Genomic DNA, 19,981 nt, shown 5'->3' with positions numbered 1-19,981 from the left:
TCATTTGTCTTTTTTCCATAAAATAAACAGCAAATTTCACTACTTTGCTGATCTTATCCTATGCCATGGGCTGTGGATAAGCAGCCTTTAAAAACCCCTTTTGAAAAAAAATTCTGGTTTTGCAAGAATTTCACCTCATCTGACACTCGCTATTTATCCTAAATGGATTTAATTGGCTTCATTTTGATTCTTTTGAAGAGAATCAATCAGTAGAATATATTGTCATGGAGTCTGTTCTTTATGTCTCACCCTCTTTATTCTGATAATAAACACGTTTCTTTACGCTCTCTCTTACAATCCTATCGTGAACAGGCAACTTCAAATACTCTACGAGGGAAAGTGTTTGAAGATTTTGTGACAAAATATCTTATGCATGCCCCTCTTCATTATGGACGCTATGAAAAGGTAGAAACCTATTATGAATGGGCAAAAGAGCATGGGGAAGATGGGCGTGATATCGGCATTGATCTGGTTGCTAAAATTCGTGATGAAGAAGGATATGCCGCTATTCAATGTAAGTTTTATAGTGTAAATCATCAAATCAAGAAGGAAGATATTGATAGCTTTATTGCTGCCTCGGGAAAAAAGATCTTCACACGCCGTATTCTGGTTGATAGCACCGAAGGTAATTGGAGTAACAATGCCGATCTCACCTGTGAAGGACAAGGAGTCCGCATTCAACGGATTAATCTTTTTGATCTGGAAAACAGTCAAATAGATTGGTCAACCTTTGAAAGCAAAGGGGAAGCTACTCTTAAGAAAAAAGAACCGAAAAAGCTTTTAGATCATCAACAAGAAGCGCTTAAAGCTGTTTGTGACGGTTTACAAGAAGCAGACCGCGGCAAGCTGATTATGGCGTGTGGAACGGGAAAGACCTTTACCAGTCTGAAGATAGCAGAAGCTCTTGCTGGTCAAGGTAAACGTGTTTTATTCCTTGTCCCCTCTCTTTCTTTAATGTCACAAACAATAAGAGAATGGACAGCAGATACAGCAATACCCTTGCGTTCCTTTGCGGTGTGTTCTGATACACAAGTTGGCAAGCGTCGTAAAGCCCAAGATGATGCTGCCGAACTCGATGTCTCGGATCTCGCTCTACCAGCAACAACAGATTCTCAAAAGCTTGGAGAAAAAGCCAATAAGACTTCTCCTGATGCCATGACAGTGGTCTTTGCTACCTACCATTCGATCCAAGTGATTTCGGATGCGCAAAAAAACCATGATTTACCCGAATTTGATCTAATCATCTGTGATGAAGCCCATAGAACCACTGGGGCTTCATTGGGAACAGAGGACAATGAATCTGATTTTATCAAGGTTCACGATAACAGCATCATTCAAAGCAAAAAACGTCTGTATATGACAGCAACGCCCAAGATCTTTACCGATGATGCCAAAAAGAAAGCCAATGAGATCAATGCCGTTCTAGCATCTATGGATGATGAAGAGCTCTATGGAAAAATCCTTTATTCTTATAGTTTCTCCCATGCTGTAAAGAATGGACTTTTAACGCCTTACAAGATTATCGTTTTAGGTGTTGATGAAGGAGAAGTGAGTAAATCTATCCAGCATCTGATGACAGATGAGAATTATGAACTTATTCTTGATGATAGAACAAAGATCATGGGTTGTTATCAAGCTCTTACCAAAATGGATCTGAAAATTGATCTTGGAGATGATACAAGCCCCATGCATCGGGCTTTGGCTTTTTGTAGAAATATTGATACTTCTGAACGCATATGTAGAACATTCAACGATGAAGAAGTTAAGAAAGATTTACGTGATCTTCATGAAAACCATAAAAATATTCCTCCTCTTAACTGTCAAGTAGATCATATTAATGGAAAATCTGGTGCCAAAAACCGTACGATAAAACTTGATTGGTTGAAAGAAGATGCGGGTGAGAATGTCTGCCGTATATTAACCAATGTACGCTGCCTTTCAGAAGGTGTTGATGTTCCTTCCCTTGATGCGGTTATGTTTTTACACCCGCGTAAAAGCCAAGTCGATGTGATACAAGCAGTGGGACGTGTGATGCGTCGTGCAAAAGGCAAAAAGATGGGTTATATCATTTTGCCGGTTGGTGTTCCTGCTGGTGTTTCACCAGAAGAGGCATTAAAAAACAATAAGAGATACAGTGTTGTCTGGCAAGTTCTCAATGCTTTGCTTGCCCATGATGAGAATTTTAGTAAAACCCTTAACCAGATGGTCTTAGGACAAGACGTAAGCTCTATCATCGACATTGTTACAGTTTCTAAAAAGACCGAATTAGAGAATGTCACCACGGTTATTGACGAAATCACGCTCCACGAAAAATCAGAAAAATCCGGACTTCGTATTGGGACACAAGCTCATGAACCGCAACATAGTCATAGCGTAACAGGAAGATTACCCTTTTTTGTTGAGTTTCCCAATGCTCTCAAAACACTGATTGTTAAAAAATCTACTATGAGTGATTATTGGGGCATTTGGGCGAACAATGTTGCTGAGATTGCACAAAACCATATCACACGCCTTCAAACTCTGCTTTCTGATCAAACAAGCGGAGCTTATCATGCCTTTGATGCGTTTCATAAGGAATTAAAAAACAACTTAAACAGTGAGATAAAGCAAGAAGAAGCGATTGAGATGTTAGCGCAACATCTTGTAACGCGTCCCGTGTTTGAAGCTTTGTTTGAGGGCAATGAATTTGTGCAAAACAATGCCATTTCGCAAGCAATGGAAAAATCTTAACAGAACTCGATAAAACAAATATTGAAGAGAAAACGAAAGATCTTGATAAGTTTTACAACAGTGTCACGTTCTGTACAGCAGAGATTACCAAAACTCATGCAAAACAGAATCTTATTATAAACCTTTATGAAAGTTTTTTTGTAGTGTAGCTGCAAGAATTTGTTTAACTCTTTATTTGAAGAAAAAAGAGTTAACTCTATAGGAATCAAAATTCCAAAATATTGCTTATTTTGTTAAATCTGATTTTTAGAACGTGGGTTAGGAATATTCTGAAAGTCGTTTTCAGAATCAATCACTTCAGGATTATAAAGACTATTTTCTCCCGTTAAAACATAAATCCAATAGCAGATCTTCGAGTTAACAGAAAACTTTTCGATTATTAAGGTAGCACATTGATTATCACAGTTAAAATCGTATCTCCCTTCCTCTAAAAATTTATCAGCATCATTGATATTAACTAATTCTGAGGCTGGATCTATTTTATATTTATAAGAAAGGAAGTTAATGGTATTCATAAAGTTAACATAATTACAATGTCTATGTCTTATCAGACGGCAGGTGTTGCCTAAGTTATCTTAGTGACAACGGGAGGGTAGTGTATCCCAAATATACTGCGTCGTTTAGAATCGTTTGGCTGAAAATTAAGGCTATAAAATTTTAATTGCAAAAGCAATACGAGTTTTAGAGAACTCTGCAGTGAAAGCTGCTTAGATTTTTAGAATATGGGCCCCCTTCTCGGCTTTTAAGTGGAGGAGAAATCAGTGCATTGAACGAAGCATGGCATCACGTAAAATGGCGTTAATCCGCTTTTGATATCCTTTCCCTTGACTTTTAAAGTCACGCGCTAGCACGTCTGAATCCACACGCACTGTTGTGACAGTTTTGGGTGGTTTATAGAATGGATTGCGAACGGCATTTTTCCAGAACACATCATTGAGTGACGGAATATCACTATGATCAATTGCACTGTCCGGCATTGCAGCCAGTTTATCAACTTCAACTCTCTGTTTATCTGTCAAAGGTGATAAGTTACCTACATCAATTTTATAACGAACTTTCTTCTTTATAACGTTTCTTTTCTTTCGAGTTGGCTCGTCGTGCTGAAATAATACGGATTACCTCTATGCCATCTTTATCGTCATGGACAGTATGCGCTACGAATATTAATAAAAAACCATCCATGAGCCATAAAGCTTGCTCACCATACTCTCGTTTTCAATACGGTCTTGTTTAACCATAGTGAATGGGGCTGCAAAAACACTTGCAGCTATTTCAAAACTTTACACGGTGCTTTCTAAGATTACTTTTTGTTTTAGCTTCATTCCATTCAAATCTCATTTTTATACCTTATATTAATACATTTACTTATATTAACACATTTATAAGGGTATTATATACATCAAGAGTTTTAGATGAACACTTAATTATCCATGTTTTTGTACAATTAATATAATAATAATTTAAAAATTAGTGATTAATTAACTAAAAATATTAAAAAAATAATAAATTATTCTAAGGCTTTATGCATATAATATGCAAATCGAATAAAACTTACAAGCATGTTGAATAAAATGATATTAATTGGCTATTTGGGAGCTGCTCCTGAAAGCAAAAATGAATTTTGGTGCCGAAACATTCAATTTTCGTATGGCTATCTCTGAGAGCTATGCAGATAAAAATACCAATAAAAAGTAGACAAAACAAAATGGTATTCCGTGGTGCTTTTTAAGCTACATACATTTGGCAAAACTTGTTCTTCAGTACAGAACTGCCCCTTTTTCCGAATGAATGAGAGGAACGGTTTTTTTAATGGTCAACGCTACAAAGGATGCAATCAGCACTTTCAAGAAACCACTAACCAAAAAACCTAATGAACTTATTAAAACTGTCAGCAAAGGGACCTGTGTCATATAAGCCACCCATGGTATTCCAAAAGAATAGACTATCCCAATGCCACCCACAGTATTTATCACAAATAATATTATAAAATTTAACCGGTGCCAAAATAATTCTACCATAAAGCCAATAAAAAATGCAGCAAATGGAAAACTAATCAGATAACCACTCGTAACTCCTGAAAAAACACTAATTCCACCACGACCACTAGGCAATAGAGGTAACCCAATCGCAATAAGAACAAGGAAAAGAAGTGATGCTAAAGCTCCCCTTTTCGCTCCAAGTATAGAGCCTGCTAACATCGGAGCCATAGACTGAGCTGTAATAGGGACGCCCAGCAAAAAAGGAAGATAAATAGGAGGAAAAAGACTCAAAACAGCGTAAATAGCGGCAAATAAAGCAATATAAACTAAATCTTTTGTATTCACTGAATTATTCCTTCACTAGGGAAATGCTTTCGTTATTGTTGTACAATTAATAAAAAGTATCAGATTTATAAAAGTACACTTTAAATGCCTTAGATATAGAGAAAAATACTATAATAATTTATTTTAATAACATCACTTATATGAATCATATTAGATTCTACAGTGTTTAATTACATCATAAATTACTATAGTTAAATTCAATAATAGTGATATATGAATATTATATAATAACAATATAACAAAATAATACATTTATTTTAGTTATTATGCTTTGAATGAATGAGAGGAACAGATCTTTTAATCGCGAGTGCAATAAAGGATGCAATCAATACTTTTAAACAATCGCCTATCAAAAAAACTGATGAAGCCATTAAAACCTTCAGTAAAGAAACTTTGGTCATATAAGCTGTCCATGGAACACCAAAAGAATAAACTATCCCAATGCCACCAAAAGTATTTATTATAAATAATGTTATAAAATTTAACCGCTGCCAAAAAAACTCTACCATTAAACCAATAAAAAATGCGGCAAATGGAAAACCTATTAAATAACCACTTGCAATTCCTGAAAAGACACTGATTCCACCACGACCACCAGGCAACAGAGGCAATCCAATCGCAACAAGAACAAGAAAAAGGAGTGACGCTAAAGCACCCCTTTTTGCCCCAAGTATAGACCCTGCTAGCATCGGTCCCATCGATTGAGCCGTAATAGGTACCCCTAGAAGAAAAGGAAGATAAATAGAAGGGAAAAGGCCCAAAATAGCATAAATAGCGGCAAATAAAGCAATATAAACTAAATCTTTTGTATTCATTTGATTCTTCTTTTACTATAAAAACTTTTATTATTATGAGATGCTATATCAATAGTATCAGCATCATAAGAACGCGCGTCCAATGCTTCAGCCACTTCTGAAGCCATTCTTATGGTTCGTATAATTAAAGGTATCGCAAGAGCAACAATGTTAGTATTAAGTCCTCGTGCTTGCTGTGCTTCATGTACCTCATTAAACTTTTCACCCAAAAGAGGAATAAACCTGATCGCCATAGAGATAACCATACTCACTTTTGATGGATTTATACCAAAACAACGAAAGGGCTGGAGGCCTGCTTCAATTGCATCCACCATATCTGACACTTTTGTTGTGAATGAAATAACTGATGATAAAGAAAAGAGGATAACAAGACGTAATATGACCTCAACCCCCGTAAGCCAACCGCTAAAAATAGTTTGAAATACAAATAGAAGAACTAAAAGCAATCCCATCGATTTAAATTGCTTTATCACAGTTTTGAAAGGGATTTTGGCGACTCTATAGAATAAGATGACCAACAATAAAAATAAACCAAGAAGCGCTATGGAAGAAACCATTATTATAAAAGTTCCACAGGCCGTAAGAAATAATAACTTAACTCCAGGACTTAACCTATGAATAAATGTATCCCTCGGAATATATAAACCGATCATGACATTCTTCTTATATACTCCTTTATAGCAACAAAAGGTACATCATCAATTGCTATCTCCCCCTTATCAAAAACCAGCACTCTATCAAACTTTTTCAAAAACTCTAAATCATGCGATACAACTATTGCCGTTTGCGGTAATTCTTCTATCACTTGCGTAACGCGATGCTTATTTCGCAAATCAAGTAATGTCGTCGGCTCATCAAAAATAATGTAGTCTGGTTTCATTGCAACTACACTAGAAATAGCAACAAGTTGTTTTTGCCCACCACTTAATAAATGGACAGCGTGATTTCTGAAATCTTGAAGTTCATAGCGCTGTAAAATTTCATCTACACGCTCCTTAATTTCATCTTTATTAAGCTTTAAATTTTTGAGACCAAAGGATAAATCCTCTTCAACTAATGGTAAAACAATCTGATTATCGGGATTCTGAAAAACAAATCCAACTTTACGTTTTACTGCTTTTGCATCGCGTTTTGTATCAAGCCCATCAACGCTTACAAAACCATGAGATGGTAATTGGAGCCCATTAATAAGGCGAACAAATGTACTTTTTCCAGAACCATTCGCACCTATAATAGCAACTCGTCTTTCGGTAAGCTGTACAGTAATATTTCTTAAAACACACAAATCACCAAAAACTTGTGTTACCTTATCAAATTTTATAATCCCCAAGGTTTATTCCAATCAATCCCTTTTATTAGCTCTTCTTTCTCTATCGCTTCAGTTTATAACCTAAAAGTAATAACAAGCACCATAGAGGAATAATAATGACTGCCAAACTCATATCAGGCATCTGTACAGGAATATATGCTTCAAGAAAAGGCAAGCTTATTCCTATCATATCAAAAAGTCGAGTCATCAATCCATTTTTCCCAAAACCACTGACAAACATAATGCAAAATAATAAAACAAGAAAGCAGAGGCAAAGATAGTTAGCGTAAGGATATAAACCAAACGCATAAATAAAATCGCCCTTTCTGTTCTTATGGGCATTGCGAAATTTCAAATGAACAATAACAATAATAGCCCAAGTAATCACTGCTGCTGCAGTTGCAAGAGCCATGATCCGCATGAAACTATTATCAGGAACAAGAGCATTAACAACGACAATCAACGCCGTACATAATGAAGAAAAAAGGATAGCAATATAAGGAACACGAGCAGCACTCAGTTTACTAAAAATATGTGGTGCATTTTTTTGTACAGCTAAACTATAAAGCATACGGCCATTAGAATAAATGCCACTATTGTAAACAGAAATAGCAGCCATAATCACCACAAAATTCAAAATATGACCAGCAGCAGGAATTCCTATAGTCTCGAAAATTGTGACAAAAGGACTACCATTTTTTCCAATCATATTCCAAGGGCTGATTATCATAATAATGCTGATAGATCCAATATAAAAAATTATAATCCTCCACATAACTTGACGGATAGCCGCTGGAATTGTTTTTTGTGGATTAGATGCCTCTCCAGCAGCAATACCAATAAGCTCCGTTCCTCCAAAAGAAAACATTACTACAGAAGTTGCTAAAACAACCCCTACTGCTCCATAAGGGAAAAAACCACCATGGTCCCAAAGATAATGAATATTCGCTTGATTTTCCCCTAGTCCAGTGACAATGAGAAAAATTCCAAAAATAATCATACCAATAACAGCAGCCACTTTGATCAAAGCGCAAACAAATTCAAATTCTCCATAAAAACGAACATTAAACAAATTAACAAATGTAACAAATAAAAGAACAATGAAAGATGTCTTCCAATGATCAATCAAAATCCAATGATCAAGGTAAAACCCTATCACTGTAAGTTCAGCCATGCTCACAAGAATATAAAGAAACCAATAATTCCAACCTGTTATGAAACCAGCTAATCTCCCCCAATATTTATAAGCAAAAAAACTAAATGCTCCTGAAGACGGTTCTTCTACTGACATTTCACCAAGCATTCGCATAATGAAATACATAATAAGCCCGCCGACAAGATAAGATAAAATAACTGAGGGACCAGCTAATTGAATTGCCTCGGTTGACCCATAAAAAAGTCCCGTCCCAATAACGCCACCCAAAGCAATCATTTGAATATGGCGATTTTGAAGGCTACGCTTCAATTCCTCGTGCTTTTTTTCAGACATCATGCCTCACTACTTTTGTTGAACTTAACCTCAACTTTTATTGAAAAATTAGGCACCTCTTTCAAAAAACACAAAACAAACGTAAACTTATTTTCTTATCATAATGCAACTCCTTATTTTTTTGTGCATTATACGTATGTCCCGTTGAAGTTTTAAGAAAAAATATGCTCCACCCTTTATTTAAATTAATGTCCTTCATTTTCGTTACACTAACCATTATAGCATTGGTCATTGATAACGCACACTCTGTAATCACATCACATTGGACAACAACCCCCTTTAATAAAATTTTAACAAACCTTCTGCAAACAGATATCTATCACCTTAATCAATCTCTATGCAAGGTAATGCCTGATTTTCTGTCCTCAATTTGCATTACTCTCACTTATTTACCCGCATGGTCTATCTTTGGTGCTTTAGCAATAGTATTTTGTATCTTAAATTACGAAAAACAAAAGCCTTTTCACAAAATATCATATACATATAACGAAGAGTACATTTGATCTTGAAAAAAACTTCTAGAGCTCTCTGTACTATAACATAATCGATGTCGCTTAAAACCCCTCACTCTATTAAAACAACTGAAGATCACTTGATCATCAGAAAAAATTAAAACGCTTCATTATAAATATAGGCGCTCACTTATGATTTCTATAGATAACAATAACATCACTTTATTTGTATCAATTTAAAAAAATTAGCGAATAAATCTACCTCCCACCTATAAGAAAACTCTGTACAGAAAAAACTTAAAATATTGCAGTTCATATATTTTTCTATGGCTGTTTCTTTAATACTCTACAAAAACTTTTCTTAATTTTCGTACTAGAAACCCCATATAAAAAAACGTCTTCTAATATCAGCTCTCCTTATAAGATTGGAACTTATTAAAATTAATGAAGAAGCTTATAAAAATTATTCTACAAGTCTAACAAAATGCGTGAAATAAAAACTCCTCTGTAAATAATTGCAATTGTGATAAAAAATATTTCGCACCTTCTCCCTATTGAGAAAATGGTAAGATAACAGCTTCAGTAACACTCTAGTTCTTTTAAATCTGAAAATCGTCTCGCTAAAATATCAACTTTTTTAGATATCTCATCCAAACTTTTCCATTGATTAGTTACCTCTCGAGAAAGTTCCTCAATGAATTTTTCTTGGTAAGCTAGCTTCATTTCTAGTTCTATCAGCCGATCTTCATCCGACATGATTTTTACTCCCTCTTAAATAAAAAACGTGATTAATTTTATTAATCCTCCTCCCTTTTTCTTCCCATAAAAATGAGAAGTAACTTCTCAACTAATTCTACTCATCTATTTGCACATTATAAAAGGTTTATGATGATCTTTATTTTCCCAATCACTCTATGCAACAAATTTCTTTCTTAAGAATCAGAAAATGTTTTTATCTTTACTAAGTTATCTTGACACCATTTTTCATCCTAAAGATCTACATTCCCAGCTTCTTAATTTAAGTGCTATCGTAAATTGAAAAGCATTTTATAGCATTAAGGTCAAAAAATACTTTCCTCTGACTTTTACATAATTCTCCTTCAAATTATTATCATATGTATAAATTATTGAAAAAATGCATTCTTGCTTTTATACGTACTTTTAGCTATTACCCTCAAATTAGTTTTGTCTCATTGACTTACAAACCTATGCCGCATTAGCTCAGTTGGTAGAGCACATCATTCGTAATGATGGGGTCGCTGGTTCGAATCCGGCATGCGGCACCATTTTATTTCTTAAACATATTGAAATATATATTTTTTTTAATTAATTATCTGTTTGAAGACCACCTTCTAGGGTTTATACAATTTTATCTAATCTGTTGTTATTTGCTCCGTATTTTTCTCTGGAGTAAATGCTAAAATCTCTTTCTTTCTCCACCTCACTGCTCTCCCTAGCTTATATGGCTCCGCCCCCCCTCTGAAGCACCCAATTGCGAATCGTTGTTGTGGATATACTAAAAAGCTGTGCACACTCACGTATTGTTACATATCTATTGCCATCATCAAATATCATCTCATTGCCTTTTTATTTTTTATGTTATGTGAATGGGCTGGGATGCTAGGAGGAGAGAGCTTCCTATATTGTCAAGCAGCTTTTTGTCAAAATCTTTTGTGTCTCTTGTGCTATTGCCTCTAAAAAGATTTCAATAGCTTGATTGATTTGTTTAAGAGGCTGCTGGAAACGTAGCCAATACAACACCAGACAAAGATGATACCATTGGACCCGAACGCCCTACCAAATGCTTCATATGAAAAAGAAAATATATGAAACCGAACTAATTGTTCAAATTTATTACAGTACAATATTCTTAAAAAAACTATCAAATATCATTGGTCTATATATTGAATATGCTCCACTAATATATTGTTTCAGTTGGAAACAGACTGTAAGAGAGGAGAAATATCCATTATGTTTTTTATGTAACAGTTTATTTAAAATCCTTCATAAAGTTATTTTTTAATGAAATTAAGCAATTAGGGGAAAAAACAAAGAATAATTAAATTAACTATAGATTTTTTTATTAAATATGTATAACACGTTATGTATATGTTTCATTGATTCTAAGATAATTTTTAGATATATAATGTTAAATTATAATGTTTTTTTGTTTTTATAAAAAAATTCTGTGGTGCAATTTATGACTTTTGAAATTACTTAAAAATCAACACCTAATTATTTCATTAATTATTATGTCTCTTATTTTTTGTTAAAAATGCTTTTTGTCATTGGAATTATTGAAGTTTTTTCAAGTAAAGTTCTTCTAAATCATTCTGGATCAACTGTAAGAATTTGTGAGTGAAATCTATCTGATTATAAATGGAATTATTATAAAGTTATTGTCTTTAGATGGAGATCAATTGCTGCAAAATGAATAGTATTTAGCATAATCTTTATTCAAAAAAATGATATAGATCTTAAAATAATCCACTATGGATGTTTTGAATTTATTATGCCCTTTCGCTGTTCTGTTCTTAAAAATGAGTAGATGTAAGTTTTTAATTCATATCCTGCTTTGTGTAGTTTTTTATAGGTAAAAATAATGCGAAAAATATCAAAAGAAGGGCTTGTATTGATTAAGCAATTGGAAGGCTTGCGTTTATCAGCTTATGAAGATTCTGGTGGTGTCTGGACAATTGGTTATGGACATACAAGTGCTGCTGGTGCCCCAAGCGTTCACAAAGATATGCAAATTACGGAAAAAGAAGCTGAAAAAATCCTTTGTCAGGACTTGAGGGAGTATGAAGCTGTTGTTGAAAAAGCCGTTACCGTTCCTTTAAACGATGAACAATTCGCGGCATTAGTATCATTTTGCTATAATGTAGGAATCACAGCATTTCGTAGTTCTACACTTTTAAAAAAGCTTAATAAAGGTGAATATGAAGCGATACCAACCGAATTGCAAAAATGGACAAGAGTGGGAGGAAAACGTATCCAAGGTCTTGTCAATCGCCGAGCAACCGAAGCAGGATTGTGGGCAAAAGGAGCTCATGTTGCCCCCAATTATCATGTAGTAGAACCAGAAGGCGTAACAGGTATTTGCAAAGTAGAAGCTCTTGCACCAATCATAGGTTCTTTTTCAGGGCTTGGAGGTCTTTTTGCAGGAAATGGTCCTGTTCAATGGGTTCTAGCAGGCATTATGGTTTTAGCCGCTTGTACGGCTATGATATACATTGCTAAACGTTTTCAGGAACACCGTCTATGATTTTATGGATAAAAAAATATCTGACAATGACGTCAGCGCTCATAGCAGCTTTTCTTATAGCTTTAGTCAAAGCCTTTTTTCTTGGGAAAAAAGTTGAGAAGCAAAAGCAAACAAAAGAAGATTTCAAGATAGCGACAACACGGCTTGAGGTAGAAAATGAAATTAATAAGAAAAGTGATGCTGATGTGCGCACTAAGCTTTCTAGCTGGTTGCGCGACGAATGAACGAACTTCTTGTATTGGATGGCTGCCAATTTATTTGAATCGACAAGATATCAATGTCATTAGTCCAAATTTGGCGAGAGATATTTTAAAACATAACGAACAAGGTGAACGTTTATGTGGTTGGAGAGATAAACGGAAAATAAAGTGATAAAAATATAATTCCTCTGAAACATCAATCAATGAAAAGATTTGAAAGAGGTGGGTACATTCAGATTAAAAGTAAAAGCACTTAAAGGATTAAAACACTCTGGTGGTCAATTAGATTTAATTAGAGTGACTGAGGTGTCTGAATTGAAACTAAAGGATTCAACAGATTATGTTTGTGTAAAATGATTGAGTCTATTGATGTATTCTAAGGGCATCTTTGTTATCCTATCAAAAGAAGATGAGAAAAGATTTTATGGATTGCACTACTATCGTCGTTCAAAGAACTGATCATACACAAAGGCTCTGTTTTCAACAAAAATAACATCTAGGGGCTGGCATGCTTGAAGAAAAGAAATCTACGGAGCTATATAATGAATAATGGTAAGGCTTTTATGTGATTTGTAAATGACGTTGCTTCAACTTCCTAATTATAATAATGGTGTTGACGATAAGGCAAATACTTTCGCACTGTATCTGCTTTTTCATGCTAAAGTGGCGGGAAAACATTGTGAATGATCTTGGCTTTTAATTTTTCTATAGGTAAATTCCCTATGTGGGAAATGACATGCAACTCCAGTCGAGAAAACCAACAACCATTTTTGCTTTTATTTTTTAACTTAGCTTTTTTACTTTCAAAAGTCGCCTAGCAATTTCTTGAAAAATATTGCTTTACTATTTTAAGATAATTTTTTTCTGAAATAAAATCCTTCTTTTAAAATATTACGGTAATATCTTGCAAACTCATGTACTGCTTTTAGAGAAAGTTTGTAATAAGACCGTGCCTTTCACGGCTTTTATTGTGATGTGTATAACGGAAAAATTAAGAGTGCGTATTATCTTTTCGAACATTCAACTACAATCTTATTTCATCACAATATTTATCTTGAGAAGATACTTTTAGAAAGATACTGATAATCTATAAATCGCTCTCCCCTAATTCACCTTCTCGCTCATCCTTCCATGCATTGCCCGTCCACCTTTTAAACCACCTTAAATTTTTGATATAAAATTTTTTCTTTAATTTTTATTTTTTATTGAATCATAAAAATGATATGTCTCAATCTCACCTCTATGCATCTTTATACGCTTTGATTCTTGTTTCTAAAGCCCAGATTGCCTACATATCGTACTGTTTTTATATTTAATATATATTTTTAGATTTATTCCTAACTTGTTAGAAAAGTTGCTATATTTTGATAGGAATATCTTCTATCAGTTCACTTTTTTCAAAAGATTTTGAAAGGATTCTCAAAAAGTCTGCAAAGTTAAAGTCTATTTAATACGTATTATTTCTTTTTTAGAAATCAAAATTGGTGATGCCCCATTCCTTACCAGCAATTGTGTTATTTGCAGAGCAGTCTATATAAGATGGTGTAACCTCTTTTATAAAGTTAACTAAAGTTTTTTGAATTTCTAGCATATTGTTTAAAGACAAAAAACTCCCTCTTATTATGCAAGCAGCTTAGACATCGGCTGATAATCCTCCCGCTTATAAAAATCCTTTCTTTAATAACCTTCAAAACCACAATTAAAGTGGTGAAAGATAAAACAAGATTTTTAGGCGATCATAACGCACAATAAAATCAGACCAGTCTAAATGTTCAATGCTAACACCTGCTAAACAGTGGAAATAAGTTTTAGCACGCATTCAAATTGGAAGGGCTTAAGCCCCCCGCGCGCTACGATGGTTTTCTACTCTCATCGTACGATTTACATTCCCTCTAAAACTTAATCGCTGTAAATATAAAAATCTTGAAGCCCGTTCTAAATCCGTGAGAGTTTCTGGATCTTGCTGTATTAAACGTTGAAATTCCTCACAACTGCTCATCTGAAATGCTAACATTTTCATAAAAGGACGATAGTGGCGTTGTAACATCCCTAAAAAGTTTACGACATAACCTGAGAGATTATTGCTGATTTCAGGAGATAGAATCAATTTCTGCTCAAAGAAAATCTCACCCATACCAACAAAAAGGTTTAATGCTACATGCCATGAGGAATGTTCTCAAATAATTTTGATATTTTTTGATCAAATTTCTTTTGCCACCAATATCGGCAGCAACTGGTGTAGAATTAACAAAATTATAATTTTTTATCTTAAAATGTATCCATCATTTTTTACATTCTTTCATCTATCTTAGCCTTCTTTTCACAGCTTCAAATGATAAAAAGTAACTGCAATGTTAAGTCGTTTTGCATCGAACAAATTTCTCGCAAACTATCCCTATTGGCTAGATGACAATCCATCCTCTATTTAAAGAGAGAAAAACTTTTCTTTTTTATTCAGCGATAAAGTAAATATTATCCAATTACTTATGAGTAGTAATTCGATCAAATGGAAACTGTAATTCTTTCTACTCTAAGTAATCTTGTACCCATTTATATAGGTTTAGGAAAGCGTGTTGTTATAAATATTCATAAAAATGCTTCAAAAATTGATATCAGCAAAACTTCTGTTTAAAAAAGGAAAAGATGTTCTCTTACCTACTACTGAAGAAACTATTCAGATTTGTCTTGATGTTGCTGAAGAGCTTCAAAAAACATGAAGTTATCCCAACGCTTACAAGTGTGCCAACAATTCAACTTTGAGATAATAGATCAGTGAGTTATGCCAATCTCACCAATCTGTTGTTGTCTGTGAAGAGCATAGTATCAAAGGAGAAGCTTGGAGATGCAATTGTTAAATCGCTTATGGAACAAAACATTCTATGCCAATTTGTATCATTGCCCCCCCCCACCATCCCCATCTGCAATAAAAACGAACTGGATATTTTAACAAGTTGTAAAATCAATCGAGAACGCATAAATAGTGTTAGAAATGACATACTATACAAAAAATATTCAACTGCTTCCTAATATGCTCGTCAGTTCAAAAACATCATAAATCATTGAGAATACAAGAAAATAAGAAAGAAAAGCACATTAATTCACGCAGTTTTGCTCTCAGTAAACGAGCTTTTTTAAAGATAGTACGGATATTTTTTTCATTGCTTAAAAATGTACTCCATAAAAACAATATCATATCCATATAATATATTATCCAATGATAATTAATATAAATAATATATAGATTATAGAAATATTATCTATTAGATACATTTTTTATTATAATTATAGATTAAAATAAATACATATTGACATTTTTAATAATTTTATTTATATACTATAATTAATATTATTTATATTAAAATAAAACTAAATGGATTTTATAAATTTACGTTTTATGCCAATATGGAAAAGAAGTAATTAACATATTATATTTTAATGTTTTTTATATACAGGAGGGAAAAATGCTCACAGCATTATTTATAGCTATTTTTTCTATATCAACAGTTGTTTTACCTTTAATATCAGCGCTTGTTCCTTTTTATCCGTAGAATGAGCTTTTAATAAAGTAAATAAAATATGTATGCAATGTTATTATTGTTTTTTTTCGTGTTTATTATTATTAATACTTAATATTATTGTAGTTACTGAGTATTTTCTGTGATTTTATAGAGGAGCTTATTGATCTTTTCTATTTAACTTTAACTGTCAACATATTTTTTAAAATATATAATTATGCTCCTCTATAAAAAGACTTTCTTTTTCTGAAAAAAGTATAACATATTGCTTTCATTGCTTAAAAACATCTATATTTACTAAACTCTTGCGTGTAATATCTTTGATTGTCTGAGTACCAGTCAGTGTCATAGCTACCCGCATTTCATTGGCAAAAAGATCAAGGAGATGCATAACACCTTTCTTACCTGCTGCTGCAAGCGCATAAACAAAAGCACGGCCAATCATAACAGCATCCGCACCTTGTGCTATCATGCGTACAACATCAAGACCAGAACGAACACCTGAGTCCACTAAAATAGTCAAATAATCCTTTACAGCATCCGCAATTGCAGGCAACGCTCGTGTTGTTGATAATACACCATCAAGCTGACGTCCGCCGTGATTAGAAACAACAATACCATCCGCACCAAATTTTACTGCTTCTCGTGCATCTTCTGGATCAAGAATACCTTTCAAAATCATTTTTCCTTTCCAAAAATCGCGAATCCATTGTAAATCATGCCAACCAATTGATGGATCAAAATTTGCACCAAGCCAACCAACGTAATCATCCAATGCAATTTTCTTTTTGAGATAAGCAGAGACATTTCCAAGATCATGAGGGCGCCCCATAACACCAACGTTCCAAGCCCAATATGGATGAGTCAAAGCTTGTAAAAAACGACGTAAACCAGCATAAGGACCAGACATTCCCGAATGCGCATCACGATAACGTGCACCAGGAATTGGCATATCAACTGTAAAAACCAACGTGCGTACACCAGCCAACCAAGCCCGTTCTAGTGCATCACGCATGAAACCGCGATCTTTGAGAACATAAAGTTGAAACCAAAATGCACCTCCAACCGCTTCTTGCACTTCCGCAATAGGACAAACTGAAACAGAAGATAGAGTAAAAGGAATCCCTTTTGCCGCTGCGGCACGCGCTGCTTTTACCTCTCCACGACGTGCATACATGCCCGTTAGCCCAACAGGCGCAAGTACAATCGGTAAATCAAGTGTCTGATCAAAAAGCTTGATTGAAAGATCAACTTCACCAACTTGCCTTAGAATCCTTTGACGCAATGCAAGTGCTTGAAGATCTGTACAATTACGTTGCATCGTTTCTTCAGCATAAGCCCCACCATCAATATAGTGAAAAAGAAAGGGAGGAAGACGACGCTTTGCTGCCTTACGATAATCAAGTGTTGAAGAAATAATCATTGATGGCACCATTGTTCCTAAATGAAAAGAGAAAACATCCTAAAACGCATAAAAGCGAATCCATGTACCTACCTATTCGCTATTCTCCCAAAGCACTCTATTGAATAGATAGAAGCAACAGAGACTGCAACTTTCTAAAAAAACTAATTGATAAAAACAACGTCTTTATTGCTCTTATCCAAATTTAAAATCTCATAGTATGAAGTATCATTAATAACGTATCTACTCATATATTCTTCATGTGCAATTAAAATGTTATACTCTCTTTAAAGCAATCCCTCTTCGAAAGCGATTACTCCGTAGCTTAATTAGTTATAATTTAAAGTCGCTTCTCCCTCCAAAGATCCTTACATTATCAGTTATTAAGAATATAGAGTGTCATTAAGTATAAATCATAATCTCCTCCAAAAGATGAAAAAATCCTTTATTAATACTGGAAATAAAGCTGTCGCATACATGCAGAAATCTTCTTATATCAATATTCAAAACTGAGATCTGTTACTTATTCATGAAAGTTTATAAAAATATATAGTGCCTAATTCACATAAAGCATAAAAACTTTTAATGTTCATACCAATAAAAACCTTCATATTTAATTGAATAATTTTCTAGCAATATTATATCTTGAGGCTATAAATGAGTTACTAAAATTAGAACAATGTTTATTGAAAATAATTGTTACTAAACTGGAGTGAAAACTTATTTATTAACTCTTAAGGATAATTTTTATACGGAATAAAATATACTGGTTATTACACTCTAGAAAAATTGAGTCAATTGCAGCATCCAATCTCGCATATTTACTTTGAAAAGTGAGTAGCTACTGTTATATTGAATTTTATTAACCTATTGATTTATTATAATAAATATGAATAACATATTGAATATAGTAAAATTCTTTCATTGTAAATTTTGTCATGATGAAATAATCAAAACTATTCTTTTGCACATCATAAATGGAGTTCGTATAGATAGAACCTCTTGAAAAAAGAAGTAAAAATGCCTCTCATACCCTCTCAAATGCAAGAGATGAGATAACCTTGGAAATTAAAAATAGAATGCATGACGCCAGTTTTGCGAAGCACAAAATTTTCTTTTATCTAAAATACGCTTTCTGTATACATGTTATCAAAATTCGTGGTTCCCAACTCATTTAAAATGCTTGGACAACTTTAAACCCTGTGCTTGATAATGTGATCCAACATCATGTCCATAAAGGGTTGATGGTCGATTAAGCATATGCTCATAGACCAAACGGCCAATAATTTGACCATGCTCTAAGATAAAAGGAACTTCATGGCTCCGCACTTCTAAAACCGCTCTTGCTCCTTTTCCACCCGCTTCCTTATGCCCAAATCCTGGATCAAAAAAGCCTGCATAATGCACCCTAAACTCGCCAACTAAAGGATCAAAAGGTGTCATTTCTGCGGCATAAAGCGGAGGCACATGAACAGACTCTCGTGAAACTAAAATGTAAAATTCATCAGGATCAAGAACCAACTCCCTTTGACCACGATCAAAAAGAGGTTCCCAAAAATCTAAAACGTGGGCAACGGCACGTTTATCAATATCAATAACACTTGTATGATGTTTACCACGATAACCTATAAGCCCGTTTTCGTCTCCCTTTAAATTAATGGAAAGACCAATACCACCAACACTAATATTAGGAAAATCATCCGATATCAGTGTTTCTTGCCTTTGCAAAGTGTGCAACTCTATTTCATTTAAATAACTTTGCCCTTTTCTAAACCGAAGCTGTGATAAATGTGAGCCTGTATGCACCAAAATTGGAAATGTGCGTGGACTAATTTCCAAATAAAGTGGACCATGATAACCAGCACAAATTTTATCAAACTCCTGAGCATTATCCGTAATGACACGTGTAAAAATATCTAATCGTCCTGTAGAACTTTTGGGATTGGCAACAGCAGATAAGAATTCTGGTAAAGCTAAACTTTCTAAAAGAGGAACAATATAAACACACCCCGTTTCCAAAACGGCTCCGTCTCGTAAATCAAACTCATGCAACTTTAACCGTTCAAGCTTATCCAAAACTTTTGTATCAGGTCCCGGCATAAAAGAAGCACGTATACGATAAGCTTTCTCCCCTAAACGAAGATCAAGGCTTGCTGGTTGTATTTGAGATCTATCAAATGGATACTGAGCCTTGAGAAAGTTATTCTCAATCAAAGCTTGTATATCACTATCTGCTAAAATACCGCTTATACGCGCCATATATATTGCCTTCCCTTTTTACATTGTTTCTTTTTTGACCTAGATGATAAACTGGTGCAAGCTATTTTAAAGTGATAAAAACTATTTTTATGTTTTTTCCAACCGACTTGTTAACATAAAATAAAATAGGAGGTATTGTAAAAATAATACCTCTCATGCTCTCTTATTCTTGAATGTCTCGCAAATGATGTTATCATAATTTTCTATAGAACCCTTAAGAT

The 19,981-nt window shown here is 34.1% G+C and carries 13 protein-coding genes, 1 tRNA gene and 2 pseudogenes; 4 read left to right on the top strand and 12 right to left on the bottom strand.

Translation table 11 applies throughout. The annotated features are described in order from the left end of the window. Nucleotides 1-240: 240 nt before the first annotated feature. Nucleotides 241-2,870 (top strand): annotated as a pseudogene (locus ACFIMS_RS01695) (DEAD/DEAH box helicase family protein); the annotation flags it as partial. A gap of 93 nt (nt 2,871-2,963) precedes the next feature. On the opposite strand, the gene ACFIMS_RS01690 reads toward ACFIMS_RS01695, so the two are convergent. The 8 genes from ACFIMS_RS01690 to ACFIMS_RS01655 form a co-directional block, all read right to left on the bottom strand. Beyond that, nucleotides 2,964-3,245, bottom strand: a complete 282-nt coding sequence (locus ACFIMS_RS01690; protein WP_375638593.1) for a hypothetical protein — start codon at nt 3,243-3,245, stop codon at nt 2,964-2,966. 243 nt (nt 3,246-3,488) lie between these two features. Beyond that, a complete protein-coding gene (locus ACFIMS_RS01685; RefSeq protein ID WP_375613812.1) occupies nt 3,489-3,797 on the bottom strand; it encodes a BrnA antitoxin family protein in 309 nt (102 codons plus the stop codon). Between the two features lie 690 nt (nt 3,798-4,487). After that, entirely contained in the window at nt 4,488-5,054 is a 567-nt protein-coding gene (locus ACFIMS_RS01680; protein ID WP_375629706.1) for a biotin transporter BioY, read from the bottom strand. 257 nt (nt 5,055-5,311) lie between these two features. After that, entirely contained in the window at nt 5,312-5,869 is a 558-nt protein-coding gene (locus tag ACFIMS_RS01675; protein ID WP_375629709.1) for a biotin transporter BioY, read from the bottom strand. After that, nucleotides 5,866-6,522, bottom strand: a complete 657-nt coding sequence (locus ACFIMS_RS01670) for an energy-coupling factor transporter transmembrane component T family protein (protein ID WP_375613809.1) — start codon at nt 6,520-6,522, stop codon at nt 5,866-5,868. Before ACFIMS_RS01670 ends, ACFIMS_RS01675 begins: the two co-directional genes overlap by 4 nt. Then, nucleotides 6,519-7,199 carry an energy-coupling factor ABC transporter ATP-binding protein gene (locus ACFIMS_RS01665; RefSeq protein WP_375613810.1) on the bottom strand — a complete coding sequence of 227 codons (681 nt, stop codon included), beginning with the start codon at nt 7,197-7,199 and terminating at the stop codon, nt 6,519-6,521. Before ACFIMS_RS01665 ends, ACFIMS_RS01670 begins: the two co-directional genes overlap by 4 nt. A gap of 40 nt (nt 7,200-7,239) precedes the next feature. Beyond that, nucleotides 7,240-8,667 (bottom strand): amino acid permease, encoded by a 1,428-nt coding sequence (locus tag ACFIMS_RS01660; RefSeq protein ID WP_375629712.1) that lies wholly within the window; start codon nt 8,665-8,667, stop codon nt 7,240-7,242. Between the two features lie 1,031 nt (nt 8,668-9,698). Continuing rightward, nucleotides 9,699-9,875: a SlyX family protein gene (locus ACFIMS_RS01655; protein ID WP_375612388.1), complete on the bottom strand. Its 177-nt coding sequence runs from the start codon at nt 9,873-9,875 to the stop codon at nt 9,699-9,701. A gap of 454 nt (nt 9,876-10,329) precedes the next feature. Between ACFIMS_RS01655 and ACFIMS_RS01650 the strand changes: the two genes are divergently transcribed. Then, nucleotides 10,330-10,405 (top strand) — tRNA-Thr (locus ACFIMS_RS01650). A gap of 87 nt (nt 10,406-10,492) precedes the next feature. Here ACFIMS_RS01650 and ACFIMS_RS01645 read toward each other — a convergent pair. Further along, nucleotides 10,493-10,694 (bottom strand): annotated as a pseudogene (locus ACFIMS_RS01645) (helix-turn-helix transcriptional regulator). A gap of 1,027 nt (nt 10,695-11,721) precedes the next feature. Between ACFIMS_RS01645 and ACFIMS_RS01640 the strand changes: the two are divergent. Together ACFIMS_RS01640 and ACFIMS_RS01635 are read left to right on the top strand one after the other, a co-directional pair. After that, nucleotides 11,722-12,384 (top strand): lysozyme, encoded by a 663-nt coding sequence (locus tag ACFIMS_RS01640; protein WP_375612387.1) that lies wholly within the window; start codon nt 11,722-11,724, stop codon nt 12,382-12,384. Next, complete coding sequence (locus tag ACFIMS_RS01635) at nt 12,381-12,608, top strand: hypothetical protein (protein WP_375618608.1); 228 nt, start codon at nt 12,381-12,383, stop codon at nt 12,606-12,608. Before ACFIMS_RS01640 ends, ACFIMS_RS01635 begins: the two co-directional genes overlap by 4 nt. Before the next feature lie 1,810 nt (nt 12,609-14,418). Here the strand turns inward: ACFIMS_RS01635 and ACFIMS_RS01630 are convergent. From ACFIMS_RS01630 to ACFIMS_RS01620, 3 genes are all read right to left on the bottom strand, one after another. Continuing rightward, a complete protein-coding gene (locus tag ACFIMS_RS01630) occupies nt 14,419-14,691 on the bottom strand; it encodes a hypothetical protein (protein WP_375638585.1) in 273 nt (90 codons plus the stop codon). Between the two features lie 1,679 nt (nt 14,692-16,370). Continuing rightward, on the bottom strand, nt 16,371-17,522 hold the full coding sequence (gene lldD, locus ACFIMS_RS01625) for an FMN-dependent L-lactate dehydrogenase LldD (RefSeq protein ID WP_375696317.1): 1,152 nt from the start codon (nt 17,520-17,522) through the stop codon (nt 16,371-16,373). A gap of 1,149 nt (nt 17,523-18,671) precedes the next feature. Continuing rightward, nucleotides 18,672-19,760, bottom strand: coding sequence for a 2'-deoxycytidine 5'-triphosphate deaminase (locus ACFIMS_RS01620; RefSeq protein ID WP_375612382.1), 1,089 nt, complete (start codon nt 19,758-19,760; stop codon nt 18,672-18,674). Nucleotides 19,761-19,981: the final 221 nt, after the last annotated feature.

It is taken from the genome of Bartonella sp. AP331QHHD, assembly GCF_042195905.1.
Taxonomy (GTDB): domain Bacteria; phylum Pseudomonadota; class Alphaproteobacteria; order Rhizobiales; family Rhizobiaceae; genus Bartonella.
This window is presented reverse-complemented; position numbering and strand designations above follow the sequence as displayed.